The organism is Sinomicrobium sp., assembly GCA_029266035.1.
Taxonomy (GTDB): Bacteria; Bacteroidota; Bacteroidia; order Flavobacteriales; family Flavobacteriaceae; genus Sinomicrobium.
Window position 1 is genome coordinate 71,518 of sequence record JAJUFH010000003.1, and the last position, 13,709, is coordinate 85,226.

At 44.5% G+C, this 13,709-nt stretch carries 13 protein-coding genes; 11 read left to right on the forward strand and 2 right to left on the reverse strand.

The window, feature by feature from the left end:
- Window position 1: 1 nt before the first annotated feature.
- A complete protein-coding gene (locus tag ACYZZR_RS03100) occupies window positions 2–1,024 on the reverse strand; it encodes an NAD-dependent epimerase/dehydratase family protein (RefSeq protein WP_461532530.1) in 1,023 nt (340 codons plus the stop codon).
- A 126-nt stretch (window positions 1,025–1,150) separates the two neighbouring features.
- Between ACYZZR_RS03100 and tyrS the strand changes: the two genes are divergently transcribed.
- Window positions 1,151–2,452 carry a tyrosine--tRNA ligase gene (gene tyrS / locus ACYZZR_RS03105; protein ID WP_461532531.1) on the forward strand — a complete coding sequence of 434 codons (1,302 nt, stop codon included), beginning with the start codon at window positions 1,151–1,153 and terminating at the stop codon, window positions 2,450–2,452.
- A gap of 103 nt (window positions 2,453–2,555) precedes the next feature.
- Here the strand turns inward: tyrS and ACYZZR_RS03110 are convergent, their stop codons facing one another.
- Complete coding sequence (locus ACYZZR_RS03110) at window positions 2,556–3,509, reverse strand: 2-hydroxyacid dehydrogenase (RefSeq protein WP_461532532.1); 954 nt, start codon at window positions 3,507–3,509, stop codon at window positions 2,556–2,558.
- A gap of 145 nt (window positions 3,510–3,654) precedes the next feature.
- On the opposite strand from ACYZZR_RS03110, the gene ACYZZR_RS03115 reads away from it, so the two are divergent.
- From ACYZZR_RS03115 to ACYZZR_RS03160, 10 genes are all read left to right on the forward strand, one after another.
- Complete coding sequence (locus ACYZZR_RS03115; RefSeq protein ID WP_461532533.1) at window positions 3,655–4,242, forward strand: 30S ribosomal protein S16; 588 nt, start codon at window positions 3,655–3,657, stop codon at window positions 4,240–4,242.
- A 13-nt stretch (window positions 4,243–4,255) separates the two neighbouring features.
- Complete coding sequence (gene rimM / locus ACYZZR_RS03120; protein WP_461532534.1) at window positions 4,256–4,780, forward strand: ribosome maturation factor RimM; 525 nt, start codon at window positions 4,256–4,258, stop codon at window positions 4,778–4,780.
- 42 nt (window positions 4,781–4,822) lie between these two features.
- Complete coding sequence (locus ACYZZR_RS03125; RefSeq protein WP_461532535.1) at window positions 4,823–5,548, forward strand: tRNA1(Val) (adenine(37)-N6)-methyltransferase; 726 nt, start codon at window positions 4,823–4,825, stop codon at window positions 5,546–5,548.
- A 113-nt stretch (window positions 5,549–5,661) separates the two neighbouring features.
- Complete coding sequence (locus ACYZZR_RS03130; protein WP_461532536.1) at window positions 5,662–7,404, forward strand: GMC family oxidoreductase; 1,743 nt, start codon at window positions 5,662–5,664, stop codon at window positions 7,402–7,404.
- 87 nt (window positions 7,405–7,491) lie between these two features.
- Window positions 7,492–8,187 carry a gluconate 2-dehydrogenase subunit 3 family protein gene (locus ACYZZR_RS03135; protein ID WP_461532537.1) on the forward strand — a complete coding sequence of 232 codons (696 nt, stop codon included), beginning with the start codon at window positions 7,492–7,494 and terminating at the stop codon, window positions 8,185–8,187.
- Window positions 8,188–8,317: 130 nt separating this feature from the next.
- Window positions 8,318–9,496, forward strand: coding sequence for an acyl-CoA dehydrogenase family protein (locus tag ACYZZR_RS03140; protein ID WP_461532538.1), 1,179 nt, complete (start codon window positions 8,318–8,320; stop codon window positions 9,494–9,496).
- A 62-nt stretch (window positions 9,497–9,558) separates the two neighbouring features.
- Window positions 9,559–10,191 (forward strand): Crp/Fnr family transcriptional regulator, encoded by a 633-nt coding sequence (locus tag ACYZZR_RS03145; protein WP_461532539.1) that lies wholly within the window; start codon window positions 9,559–9,561, stop codon window positions 10,189–10,191.
- Window positions 10,192–10,281: 90 nt separating this feature from the next.
- The gene (locus tag ACYZZR_RS03150; protein ID WP_461532636.1) at window positions 10,282–11,082 is read left to right on the forward strand and encodes a sulfite exporter TauE/SafE family protein; all 801 of its coding nucleotides are present in this window, start codon (window positions 10,282–10,284) and stop codon (window positions 11,080–11,082) included.
- A gap of 39 nt (window positions 11,083–11,121) precedes the next feature.
- Window positions 11,122–12,525, forward strand: a complete 1,404-nt coding sequence (locus ACYZZR_RS03155) for an MBL fold metallo-hydrolase (RefSeq protein WP_461532540.1) — start codon at window positions 11,122–11,124, stop codon at window positions 12,523–12,525.
- A 169-nt stretch (window positions 12,526–12,694) separates the two neighbouring features.
- Window positions 12,695–13,615 carry an alpha/beta hydrolase gene (locus ACYZZR_RS03160; protein WP_461532541.1) on the forward strand — a complete coding sequence of 307 codons (921 nt, stop codon included), beginning with the start codon at window positions 12,695–12,697 and terminating at the stop codon, window positions 13,613–13,615.
- Window positions 13,616–13,709 lie beyond the last annotated feature (94 nt).

A 13,709-nucleotide genomic window follows, 5' to 3' on the forward strand; every position in this document is an offset into this window, starting at 1 on the left:
ATCAGTTAAATCGCCTACTGTAATACTGCCCCGTACGTTTTATAGTGTCGGAAATCGGTTTAAAGCTGAACTGGAGCGTTGTTTTGATCTTATCGTTGCTGTAGTAGCTGCGATTTAATGCGGATTTGGCGGTTAAACGGGTAATTCTCCGAGTTTTTCCAGAGATTTTGCTAGCGAGCCAATCCAGCCTCCAAAGCATAGATAAAATCCATTTTGGAGCTTCTTTTTGTGGCGGTTTTTTGCTCAGAGCTTCTGCGATGTTTGTAAAGAGTTGCCTGTAACTCAGGTTTTCGCTTACCGCGATATACCTCTCGTTACGGATGTCGCTTTGCATAAGACCGATCATAATGGCGATTAAGTCGGTCACGTCCACATATCCGGTAACTCCTTCAGTATAGTGTTTTAATCCCTTGTCGATTTCCTGAAACAATCTGCTGCTCCCTGTATTCCAGCCCTTTTTTCCGGGAGGGATACCGAGAATGATTCCCGGGTTTACAACAACGACATCAAGCCCTTCTTGACTTCCCCTCCACACCTCCATCTCGGCGCCGTATTTACTGATGGCGTATACATTATTTTCGGATTCTGTATTCCAGTGGGTGTCTTCGGTGATCAATTCGTCAGGAGAAGCGGTTTTTCCAAGAGTAGCGACTGAGCTGACGTAACACAATCTATCCACCTCATGGGCAAGGCAGAGGTTTACAACATTGGCAGTTCCTTCGGTGTTTATTTTTTTTAATAAATAGTAATCCGATGGATCGAAGGAAATCAATCCAGCTGCGTGATACACGCGGTCAACGTTTTTGAAAGCGTCGGAAAGTGCCGGGATATTGTTGATATCCACTTCGACCCATTCTATGTGATCGAACTGGGCTCCCGGAACTTTCAGTTCCTCAAAAAGCGTCTTTACCGCTGCAATGTCGCTGCTTTTCCGGTAAGTGGCCCTTATGTGTTCTTCCTGCCGGGACAGTGCGTGTAACAGATGAGCACCGACGAGTCCCGTTCCTCCGGTGACTAAAATCATAGGCACAAATATATGTATTTTAGGACTACTGCATGCTGAGAATAGGATACAAAAACCTTGATTGACGGCGGTCTAATTACCTATTTATTGTAAATTTGCGCTTGTTTTACCAAAAAGAATACTGAAATGGTCAGGAATTTTGTCGAAGAATTGCGATGGAGAGGTATGATACACGATATCATGCCGGGTACTGAAGAACAATTGAACAAGGGAGCTGCCTCGGCCTATGTGGGTATAGATCCCACCGCCGATTCTCTGCATATTGGTCACCTCGTAGGGGTGATGATGCTTCGTCACTTTCAACTGGCCGGCCATCGTCCTATAGTGTTGGTAGGTGGAGCTACCGGAATGATAGGAGACCCTTCGATGAAATCGGAAGAGCGAAATTTGCTCGATGAAGAAACCCTTGAAAAGAACATACAAGGTCTCAAAAAGCAATTGTCTAAGCTGCTTGATTTTGACGCTGACGCACCTAATGCAGCCCTGATGGTAAACAACTACGATTGGATGAAGGATTTTTCCTTTATCACCTTTGCTCGCGATGTCGGTAAGCGCATCACGGTAAACTATATGATGGCCAAAGATTCTGTCAAAAAACGTCTGAGCTCCGAATCGGGGTCGGGTATGTCTTTTACCGAATTTACCTATCAACTGATACAGGGGTACGACTTTTACCACTTGTATAAAACACACAACTGTGTGTTGCAGATGGGAGGGTCTGACCAATGGGGAAATATTACGACCGGAACCGAGCTTATCCGACGTATGAGCGACGAGAGTGCAAAGGCATACGCCCTTACCTGTCCGCTTATTACCAAAGCCGACGGCTCAAAATTCGGAAAGACAGAAGGGGGTAATGTATGGCTCGATCCGGAAAAAACCTCTCCGTATAAATTTTACCAGTTTTGGTTGAACACTTCGGATGAAGATGCCGAAAAGTACATACGAATATTTACTTTCCTCGATCGGGAAACTATAGAAGAGTTGATTGATACACATCGTGAGGCTCCCCATACCAGAGTGCTTCAAAAAAGATTGGCAGAAGAGATTACTACTTTTGTTCACGGGAGAGAAGAGCTGGACAAGGCGGTAAAGGCTTCGGGAATACTGTTTGGGAAAAGCACATCTGAAGACCTGAAAGCTTTGGACGAAAAGACTTTCCTCGATGTGTTCGACGGTGTACCTCAAGCGGAGATTGCCGCTTCGGATATAGAAGCTGGTCTTGACATCATCGGAGCGCTGAGTGAAAAAACAGGATTTCTAAAATCCAACGGGGAAGCCCGTAGAGCCCTGAAAGAAAACTCTATTTCGGTAAACAGAGAAAAGGTCAATGAAGGTTATAGTATTACCTCCGATGACCTGATAAACAATAAGTTTGTATTGTTGCAGAGAGGGAAGAAAAACTATTTTGTGCTGGTCAAAAAGTAGTGAATCACAGCATTGTATCGCACGATGTTTGCCTGTAAGTCATTAGATTACCGGTTTGAATGGGCATTTCCAAGATTGATTTTCTAAAAAGAATTTAATCTCCCTATTTTATGTTGTAAACCGCCAAAATTTTATCGACTATAGTTTGGGCGAGTTTTCTGTGACTCTCAAAGGTCCACCCGGCTATATGAGGTGAAAGCAATACGTTGTCTGCTTCGAGGAGGTACTGAAAGGCTTGAGGTATATTGCCTTCAGAGAACAGTGATTCGAAAGACAACTTTTCGTATTCCAAGACGTCTAATGCCGCTCCTATTATCTTTTTGTTTTTTAGAGCTTCTACCAAGTCGCTGGTTACCACACTTTTTCCTCTGGCGGTATTGATCAACCAGAAAGGTTTGGCAAAGCTGTCGATAAATGCTGAGTTTACCATCTTATCTGTGAGTGGTGTAAAGGGCGTGTGCAGGCTGAGCACATCGGTTCTTGCCTGTAGCTCTTCGAGAGATACCTGAGTAGCATTTTCATCGCCTTTATCAGGTAAGATATCGTAGCAGATTACACTGGTGTCAAAGCCTTTTAGTTTTTTGGCAAAGGCTTTTCCCATATTGCCATAGCCTATAATCCCAACAGTTTTTCCCTCCAATTCGTGTCCGCGATTGGCTTCCCTGAGCCATTGCCCATCTCTGATTTGCCGGTCGGCTCGGTTGAGGTTGTTGAAGAGCGATAAAATCATCCCCAATGCCTGTTCGCCTACGGCATTTCTATTGCCTTCCGGAGCGGCGATAAGGGCGATGTCCTTCTGTTCGGCATAAGCACAATCTATGCTTTCTAGCCCTGCACCTACTCTTGCGATAAACTGCAATTGTGTAGCCTTGTCTATAAACTGTTTGTCTATTTTAAAGCGACTGCGAATTACAATACCAGCATAAGAAGAAATAATAGCTTCTATATCTTCTTTGGAAGAAGTGTAGTCTTCGTGATTTTCAAATCCTGCGGCTTCCAATTGTTCCCATAAGAGCGGGTGATTGCTGTCTATATGTAATATTTTTTTGCCCTCCACAATATCTCGTTTTGTCGTAAGTGATGAAGAAGATTCAAAATTAGACCTTTTCTGTGAAAAAATAACTATATTTGCACCCTCCTTTTTGAGAAGGAGATAGTTGAATTAATAATCGGGGTCGGGAACCCCACATAATTAATGTATTATGCCTGTAAAAATCAGATTACAGAGACACGGTAGAAAAGGAAAACCTTTTTACTGGATCGTAGCGGCCGATTCTCGCGCCAAAAGAGATGGTAAATTCCTAGAAAAACTCGGAACTTACAATCCGAACACCAACCCTGCACAGATCGATCTCGATGTAGACGGTTCTGTAAAGTGGTTGCAAAATGGTGCACAGCCTAGCGATACTGCAAGAAGAATCCTTTCTTACAAGGGGGTACTCCTTAAAAAACACCTGCTAGGCGGGGTTGCTAAAGGAGCTTTGACCCAAGAACAAGCAGATGCTAAATTTGCAGCTTGGTTGGAAGAAAAAACCGGCAAGGTCACTGCAAAAGTGGAGGGCTTGGAAAAAGAAAGAGAAGAAGCCAGAGCAAAAGCGCTGGAAGCTGAGAGAGAGATTAATGAGAAGCGTCAGGCTGCCGCAACTGCCGTAGAGGAAGTTGCTGAAGAAGCTACAGAAGAAGTTGCTGAAGAAACTGCAGCGACAGAAGCTGAAGCAGCTCCTGAAGTAGAAGCTGCTGCTCCTGAGGCTGAAGAAAGCTCTGAAGAGAACAAAGAAGCTGCAGAGTAATTGTTTTGGTGAGATGAAGAAAGAAGACTGCTTCTATCTCGGTAAAATAGTAAAAAAATACAGCTTTAAGGGGGAGGTACTGGCCAAGCTGGATACCGACGAACCCGAATTGTACGAAAATTTGGAATCAGTGTTCATTGCCGTAGGTAATGACCTGGTTCCTTTTTTTATTGAAGCATCTTCACTTCACAAATCAAATCTGTTGCGTCTCAAATTTGAAGATGTCACTACTGAAGAAGATGCCGATACTCTGCTGAGGGCAGAACTATATCTCCCGCTTTCGACTCTGCCGGAATTGTCTGGTAACAAATTCTATTTTCACGAAGTAATCGGTTTTCTCGTAAGAGATGAGAAATTCGGAGATGTAGGTAAGATTACCGCCGTCAACGACACTACTGCTCAGCCTCTTCTCGCAATCGATCGCGAAGGCAAGGAGGTGCTTATCCCGATGAATGACGATTTTATAGTGAAGGTAGACAGAGAGACCAAAACGATGATCGTCAATGCTCCTGAGGGATTGATCGAATTGTACCTATAATACACTTTTGAGGAGAAATCTGTTTCTCTAAAATCTGCAGCGATGTCTGATAAACCCTTCCACTTTAAGCAATTCAGTGTTAAACAGGATCAATGCGCTATGAAAATAGGCACTGATGGAGTGTTGCTCGGCGCTTGGGCCGATATCTCACATCGTCCGTTTTCGGTATTGGATATCGGTGCCGGTACTGGTGTTGTAGCCCTGATGGTAGCACAGCGAAGCAATGCAGAACAGATAGACGCGGTAGAGATCGACAGTATGGCGTATGAGCAATGTGTGGAGAATTTTGAGGATTCTCCCTGGAACGACAGACTGTTCTGTTATCACGCATCCTTGGCAGATTTTGCCAGTGAAATAGACGACACCTACGATTTGATCATCTCCAATCCTCCTTTTTTTACGGAGCAGATCGCTTCTTCCGACCCTAGTAGAGAAAAAGCACGCTCAGCCACCTGGCTTCCCTTCGAACAATTGCTGGAGGCGGTGTGTCGACTTCTTTCAAAGGAGGGACGGTTTAATCTTGTAATACCATATCGAGAGGAGGAGCGGTTTTTAGCACTGGCGGCCGATCGGCACTTATATCCGTATCGCCTTACCCGTGTGAGAGGACGAGAAGGGAGTGACAAAACTGGGATTAGTAGAAGCTTAATTGGACTTTCTTTCCGCGAACTTTCAGCTAGTATCGATGAGCTTGCCATAGAGCGGGAGCGACACAATTACACCGAAGCATACAAGGCGCTTACGGCTGATTTCTATCTGAATATGTAGACTTTACGGTTTTTTTCGAGCTGTGGTGTTCTGTTTTTAATATATTTGTATAGGATGTCCCTATAGAGAAATATGGGAAACTGCACTGGAAATTTTCCGTAAACTACAGAAATATGTCTTTTCAAATTAAAGAACAATCCAAAATCTATGATATATGTATCGTAGGTTCCGGAGCCGGAGGAGGGATGGCTGCGCACGTACTCGCCCAAGCCGGATTCAAGATAGCACTGATGGAGGCCGGCCCCCATTTTGATCCGGCCAATCCCGAACAGCGCACTCAGTTGAGATGGCCTTGGGAGTCGCCTAGGAGAGGAGCCGGAACAATACGCCCTTTCGGAGATTTTGATATGGCGTATGGAGGATGGGAGATAGAGGGAGAACCCTATACCAAAGAAAACGGTACTGAATTTGACTGGTTTCGCTCTCGTATGCTCGGAGGACGAACCAATCACTGGGGCAGGATTTCCCTGCGGTTTGGTCCCCTCGATTTTAAACGAAAAGATTACGACGGAAAAGGAGACAACTGGCCTATAGGATATGAGGATGTAAAGCCTTATTACGACAAAGTAGACAAGCTTATCGGAGTGTTTGGCACCCGAGAAAATATTCCCAATGAGCCCGACGGCTATTTTTTACCCCCACCCAAACCGAGACTGCACGAGCTCTATATCAAGAAAGGGGTAGATAAAGCGGGAATCCCTATGATTCCGTCTAGGTTGTCTATACTTACCAAAAGGGTAGACAACACCAGAGGGGCATGTTTTTTTTGTAGCCAGTGTTCGCGCTCCTGCAGTGTATATGGAGATTTTTCTTCGTCTTCTGTACTGGTCAACCCTGCAATGAAAACCGGCAATGTAGATCTCTATGTCAATGCGATGGTACGAGAGGTGCTTACTGATAAAGAGGGTAAGGCTACCGGAGTTTCTTATGTAAACAAGGAAGACCTGCAAGAGTATCGCGTAAAAGCTAAAGTGGTAATTATGGCGGCTAGCGCCTGTAGCTCGGCTAGAATACTGCTCAATTCCAAATCGGAAGCTCACCCTAACGGATTGGCTAATTCGAGTGATGTGGTGGGGAAATACTTGCACGATTCTACCGGTGCCTCTCGTATGGGATTTGTTCCAGCACTGATGGATCGCAAGCGGTATAACGAAGACGGAGTAGGAGGCATGCATTTGTATACCCCTTGGTGGCTCAACGACAGTAAGAATCTCGGGTTTAGTCGAGGATATCACATAGAGTACTGGGGAGGTATGGGAATGCCCGCCTATGGCTTCGGGTTTAATATGGAACGGCTCAACGGGCTAGTGCCCGACAAGAATGGGAACAGTAAAAAGGCAGGAGGTTATGGCCTCGACTTTAAAAATGATATCAGAAGGTTTTACGGCGCCACATTCGGTATGGCTGGAAGAGGGGAAAGTATTCCGAGTAGGGATAACTATTGTGAAATAGATCATAATGTAGTAGATAAATACGGTATTCCTGTATTGAAATTCAACTATAAATGGTCGGATGAAGAGAGAAAGCAGGCAAAGCATATGCACGATACCTTTGAGGAGATAATCGATGCGATGGGAGGAATAGCCCTAGGTGAAAAGCCCGATGAGAGTACGGATTACGGACTGGAAAATCCGGGAAGGATTATACACGAGGTGGGAACTACCCGTATGGGCGACGATCCTAAAACCTCTGTGGTAAACCGCTTTAATCAGGCACACGACCTGCCCAATTTGTTTGTGGTAGACGGTGGTCCCTTTGTGTCTCAAGCCGATAAGAACCCGACTTGGACCATACTCGCACTGGCTTGGAGAGCGTCGGATTATTTGAAAGAAGAAGTGAAAAAAATGAATGTTTAGTTGATAAGTTATTAAGTTGATAGGTTATTGAGTTACTAAGTTGTTTAGATTGCACCCAATAACCCAACCCACTAACCCACAAATAAAATGGACAGAAGAGAAACCATAAAAACCCTGGTTATGGGTGGAGTAGCCTCGGGATTGATGCTCCACGGCTGTGTGCCAGGAGAGGAAAAGCAGGAACAAGCGGAAGCAGTTAAAAAAAGTGATAAGGAGGCTTACGGACGTACCCCGGAAGAGGCTGCAAGAGACGAGGAGTTGTGGAGTAAAAGTTTTTTTAACGAGCACGAAATGGCGACCATAGCTGTGCTTAGCGATATTGTAATCCCGGCTGATGAGACCTCCGGATCGGCTACCGAAGCAGGAGTACCCGAGTTTATAGAATTTATAGTAAAAGATATTCCCCAACACCAGACTCCGATGCGAGGCGGATTGATGTGGCTCGACCGAGAGAGTAATTTGAGGTATGACAAACAATTTCTGTCCTGCTCTGATGAAGAGAGAAAAATGATAGTGGAAGATATTGCCTATCCCGAAGAGGTAAAACCAGAGCACAAAGCCGGTGCTGTCTTCTTTTCGAGATTCAGAAACCTGGTGGCTACGGGCTTTTATACCAGTGAGATAGGGATAAAAGACTTGGGTTATATGGGCAATACCCCCAATGTATGGGACGGTGTGCCACAAGACGTTCTCGACAAACACGGATTGGCCTATGACGAGAAAACCCTGAGAGAGTGTATCAAACCTGAAGAAAGGGGAGATATTATGGAGTGGGATGATTAAGTATTTAGCTAGAAGAAGAAATCTTATTGGCAATTGTCATAATATTGGAATCGCTGTATAAAATATCACATAAATATCTTGTAATGTTATATTTCTTAAATATATTTGAAAGAATTTAATTGTGATATGGATGAAAACGGATCTTTTTGAAGCTCCCGACTACTACAATCTCGACGATTTGCTTTCCGAAGAGCACAAATTGGTGCGTTCGGCTTGTAGAGATTGGGTAAAGCGGGAGTTGTCTCCTATTATTGAAGATAGTGCTCAGCGTGCAGAATTTCCCAAAAAACTTTTATCCGGACTGGCGGAAATAGGCGCTTTCGGATCGTATATTCCGGAAGAATACGGAGGTGCAGGACTGGATCAAATAAGCTACGGACTTATCATGCAGGAGATAGAACGGGGTGATAGCGGTATACGCTCTACGGCATCGGTGCAGTCGTCGCTGGTAATGTATCCTATATGGAAATACGGAACTGAGGTACAGAGGAAAAAATATCTCCCCGCTCTTGCCACGGGTGAATTGATGGGTTGTTTCGGACTTACAGAGCCCGACCACGGGTCTAACCCCGGAGGGATGGTGACCAACTTCAGGGATATGGGTGATCACTTTTTGTTGAATGGAGCCAAAATGTGGATTTCTAATGCGCCTTTTGCCGACTTGGCGATAGTGTGGGCTAAAAATGAAGAAGGCAGGATATACGGATTGATTGTAGAACGGGGTATGGAGGGGTTTACTACCCCGGAAACCCATAACAAATGGTCGCTTAGGACATCGGCTACCGGAGAGCTCATCTTCGACAATGTAAAGGTGCCCAAGGAAAACTTACTTCCTGAAAAAAGCGGACTTGGAGCACCCCTTGGCTGTCTCGATTCGGCGCGATACGGAATTGCTTGGGGAGCGCTAGGGGCAGCAATGGACTGTTATGATACCGCTCTCAGGTACGCCAAAGAACGTATACAGTTTGGCAAACCCATAGCCGCGACACAGCTGCAGCAGAAAAAATTGGCTGAGATGATTACCGAAATTACCAAGGCGCAATTACTCACGTGGAGATTGGGAGTGTTGCGCAATGAAGACAGAGTTACATCTGCACAAATCTCTATGGCCAAGAGGAACAACGTAGATATGGCTCTTCACATAGCCAGAGAAGCCCGACAAGTGCTCGGAGCTATGGGAATTACTGGCGATTACAGTATAATGAGGCATATGATGAATTTGGAAAGCGTGGTGACCTATGAAGGTACTCACGATATACACTTGCTCATTACAGGGGCTGATATCACAGGCTTTAGCGCGTTTAAATAACTGCAAATGGAGAACTGCAACTAATTAATACATCGAATATAATTATTGATTATATTAGGGGTATGTTAGAAGTGCTAAAGCAGAATTACGGATACCTCCTCGAACCGGCTCTTCTCGAGGAGATAAGCAGGGTCGGGACACTTAAGAAAGTTCCCGAAGGCTTCCAGTTTATGGATATTGGAGATACCATAAAGGGGATGCCACTCATTCTCAACGGAGCTGTAAAAATACTTAGAGAAGACGACAAAGGCAGAGAACTAGTGCTTTATTTTATAGAGAGAGGGGATACCTGTACCATGACCTTGTCGTGTTGTGTGGGCTCTGCAAAGAGTGAGATTAGAGCGGTGGCAGAGACCGATACCGCTTTGGTGATGATACCTGTAGAGAAAATGGAGGTGTGGATGAGCACCTACAAAAGCTGGAGACAGTTTATATTGCAGAGCTATCACGACAGGCTGATGGAAATGTTGGAAACCATAGACAATATCGCCTTTCTCAAAATGGATGAGCGCTTGCTCAAATACCTTCGAGACAAGGCTATGATAGCTCGAGATGAGGTAATAAACACCACGCATCAGGAAATAGCGCGCGATTTGAATACCTCGAGAGTGGTGATCTCTCGATTGCTGAAAAAGCTGGAAAACCAGGGGAAAATACAATTGTTTCGGAACAGTATAAAGGTAGTTGATCTGTAAGACTATATCCCCAACTCTGGCCATGTAACCTTTGTTACGTTGGCAACTCAGGCAGTTACTACTTTTGTAGTAAAGTTAGAGGAAAGGGTTATGGATGTATTTTTCGTATTGGGTTATCTAGGCGCCTTTGTGATAGGGATGGTGCTCGGTCTTATAGGCGGTGGGGGGGCTATTCTCACAGTCCCAATACTGGTCTATCTCATGGGAATAAATCCCGTTACAGCTACAGGTTATTCTCTTTTTGTGGTTGGAGCTTCTTCTCTAGTCGGAGCCCTTGTGAGTATGAGGAAGAACTTGGTGGAGGTAAAGACAGCTTTTGTATTTGCATTTCCCGCCTTTGTAGTAGTATACCTCATGAGGCGTTATGTGGTTCCGGCTATTCCAGAGACTATTATGTCTGTAGGGAATACAGTAATTGCCAAGGCCGATGTCATTATGGTGGTTTTTGCGATTGTCATGCTAATCACTTCGGTAAGTATGTTGCGCAATAAGCGAAAGAATATCATTACCAATGTGTCTAACTATCACTACAACATCCTTTTTCTAGAAGGGATACTGGTAGGGGTTGTTGCGGGATTTGTAGGAGCCGGTGGCGGTTTTCTCATTATTCCGGCTCTCGTAATTTTTGCCGGGCTACCTATGAAAGAAGCTGTTGCCACTTCCTTGCTCATTATTTCTATAAACTCCCTGATAGGTTTTACCGGCGATATAGGTGTGCTGGAGATAGATTGGAAATTGCTATTAGTTTTTACCAGTATTGCCATTTTGGGGATATTTTTCGGAGGATATCTTTCGGATAAGATCGATGGTAAAAAATTGAAAAAGGGCTTCGGATGGTTTGTACTCATTATGGCTCTGTATATCCTTACAGCTGAATTTATCCGCTTGTAAGTGGTGTTTTGAAAACTTAAGTATAATAAAATTGAAGTTGTGAAAATAGAACAGATTTATACCGGATGTCTCGCTCAGGGTGCATATTACATAGAGAGCGAGGGAGAAGTGGCTATTGTAGATCCGCTTAGAGAAGTGAAGCCTTATATAGAAAAGGCAGAAGCGCAAAACGCTCAAATCAAGTATATTTTTGAGACTCATTTTCATGCCGATTTTGTGAGCGGACACCTCACACTCTCCAAAGCTACAGGGGCACCGGTGATTTATGGACCTACTGCCAATCCTGGTTTTGATGCGGTTATTGCACAAGACGGACAGGAGTTTCCGTTGGGAAACATTACCATTATCGCCTTGCATACTCCAGGGCACACTATGGAGAGCACTACTTATCTGCTCCGCGATGCCGAAGGGAAGGATCACGCTATTTTTAGTGGAGACACTCTTTTTTTAGGGGATGTAGGTCGTCCGGATCTAGCTCAGAAAGCTAGCGATATGACTAAAGAGGATCTGGCGGGATTGTTGTACGACAGCCTCCGAAAAAAAATAATGCCACTTCGAGACGAGCTGATCGTGTATCCGGGACACGGAGCCGGATCGGCTTGCGGTAAGAATATGATGAAGGAAACTGTCGATACTCTGGGCAATCAGAAGAGTGTAAACTACGCCCTGCGAAGCGATATGACTCGCGAAGAATTTATAGCTGAGGTTACAGATGGACTTCTCCCTCCTCCACAGTACTTTCCGCACAATGTGAGGATGAACAAGGAGGGATATGCCGATATCGATGAGGTACTCGCTAGAGGAGCAACCCCATTAAAACCAGCTGCCTTTGAAGCTCTTGCCAATGAAACCGGAGCTGTGGTACTCGATGTACGCCATCAATCTGACTTTGGGAAAGGACATATCCCGAGGTCTGTATTTATCGGTATAGACGGTAGTTTTGCCCCTTGGGTAGGAGCGCTTATCATGGACACCAAGCAGCCTGTTCTACTCGTAGCCCCTGAGGGTAGAGAAGAAGAAGTAGTGACCCGGCTTTCTCGAGTGGGATTCGACAATACCTTGGGATACCTGCAAGGAGGTTTTGAAGCGTGGAAATCGGAAGGGAGGGAATACGATATAGTAAATGCCGTAAGTGCTCAAGAACTTGAAAAACAATATGCTGCCGGAGGAGTTTCTATTTTTGATGTTCGAAAGGAAAGCGAATACGAAAACACTCATATTCGAGGAGCACACCTCACTCCTCTCGACTTTATAAACGATCACCTCGAAGAATTTCCTGAAGAAGAGACTTTTTACGTGCATTGTGCCGGAGGATATCGCTCTATGATTGCAGCATCGATATTAAAGAGTCGCGGAATACACAATTTTGCCGATGTTTTGGGAGGATTTGCCGCTATTAAAGATACTGATATAGCAATTTCCGAAGGAGGAGAAACAAGCTAAGTCTCGCCTACTATAAACACCATCTATTTGTGTTGATGGTATAATCATTGTTATAATTAATTTGGTAAAAAGCATGTAAAAACATTGAAGATTTGTAGTTTTGTTTAGGTTTTTTTGTGGTATATATGTAAAATATATGATTTTATTTAATTGCTAAAATTTGGATGAGATGAAATTACAACTAGTGTTTTTGCTGCTTTTTAGTGCTGCACTTTCTTTTGGACAACCGCAAACCGTAGCGGTATGGCCTGATAAAATTCCGGGAGCCATTGACAATGGTTCTTATAAAAAGGAAATACTATACGACGGTAAGGGGAAGTCTCCACGTATCAGCAAGGTCGTCAGCCCACTTATTGAAGTTTATCTACCTGCAGAGGAAAAGGCCAATGGAACGGCAGTGGTTATTTGTCCTGGTGGAGGGTATTCCGTCCTTGCTATCGAGCACGAAGGTAGAGATATCGCCGCGTGGCTTAACCGTCTCGGAATTGCGGCTTTTGTACTGCAATATCGGCTTCCGAGTGATGCCATTATGGAAGATTCAAGTGTAGGCCCACTTCAGGATGCACAGGAAGCCATGCGAATTGTAAGACGCAATGCTGCAAAATGGCATATAAAAACCGACAGAGTAGGGATTATGGGATTTTCTGCCGGAGGACATTTGGCCTCTACTCTATCTACTCACTACAATACAGAAGTGTATCCGGCAGATAAGGAAGTAAGTGCGCGTCCCGATTTTTCGGTGCTGATTTATCCGGTAATCTCGATGGATGAAAAAATTGCTCATAAAGGGTCGAGAAATCGACTTATCGGTGAGCATCCTGATTCCACCTTGGTGAAAAGCTTTTCGAATGAGTTGATGGTATCTGAAGACAGTCCGAAAACATTTTTGGTACATTCTTCCGACGATAGCGTAGTGCCGGTAGAAAACAGTATTCGGTATTATCAGGCTCTTAAAGATCACAAAGTACCGGCAGAGTTGCACCTATTTCCCTATGGCGGGCACGGTTATGGTATGGGAAGAACCGACAAGACGGAAAGTAATTGGCCGCGGGCTTTTGAAAACTGGCTAAAAATGAATGGCTGGTTGTGACGACAAGGATATTTTTTGACTTATATAGATGGTTGGAAATACAAGGAAATAAGCGGTATGTCGAAAAATAAACCCCCTGCCGTATAATTTTTGA

Bases quoted from the DNA above. Each gene is read 5' to 3' on its own strand.
- ACYZZR_RS03150 (WP_461532636.1), top strand. From the start codon at position 10,282: ATGGATGTATTTTTCGTATTGGGTTATCTAGGCGCCTTTGTGATAGGG.
- ACYZZR_RS03125 (WP_461532535.1), top strand. From the start codon at position 4,823: ATGTCTGATAAACCCTTCCACTTTAAGCAATTCAGTGTTAAACAGGAT.
- ACYZZR_RS03130 (WP_461532536.1), top strand. From the start codon at position 5,662: ATGTCTTTTCAAATTAAAGAACAATCCAAAATCTATGATATATGTATC.
- ACYZZR_RS03100 (WP_461532530.1), bottom strand. From the start codon at position 1,024: ATGATTTTAGTCACCGGAGGAACGGGACTCGTCGGTGCTCATCTGTTA.
- ACYZZR_RS03160 (WP_461532541.1), top strand. From the start codon at position 12,695: ATGAAATTACAACTAGTGTTTTTGCTGCTTTTTAGTGCTGCACTTTCT.
- ACYZZR_RS03140 (WP_461532538.1), top strand. From the start codon at position 8,318: ATGAAAACGGATCTTTTTGAAGCTCCCGACTACTACAATCTCGACGAT.
- ACYZZR_RS03115 (WP_461532533.1), top strand. From the start codon at position 3,655: ATGCCTGTAAAAATCAGATTACAGAGACACGGTAGAAAAGGAAAACCT.
- rimM (WP_461532534.1), top strand. From the start codon at position 4,256: ATGAAGAAAGAAGACTGCTTCTATCTCGGTAAAATAGTAAAAAAATAC.
- ACYZZR_RS03135 (WP_461532537.1), top strand. From the start codon at position 7,492: ATGGACAGAAGAGAAACCATAAAAACCCTGGTTATGGGTGGAGTAGCC.
- tyrS (WP_461532531.1), top strand. From the start codon at position 1,151: ATGGTCAGGAATTTTGTCGAAGAATTGCGATGGAGAGGTATGATACAC.
- ACYZZR_RS03145 (WP_461532539.1), top strand. From the start codon at position 9,559: ATGTTAGAAGTGCTAAAGCAGAATTACGGATACCTCCTCGAACCGGCT.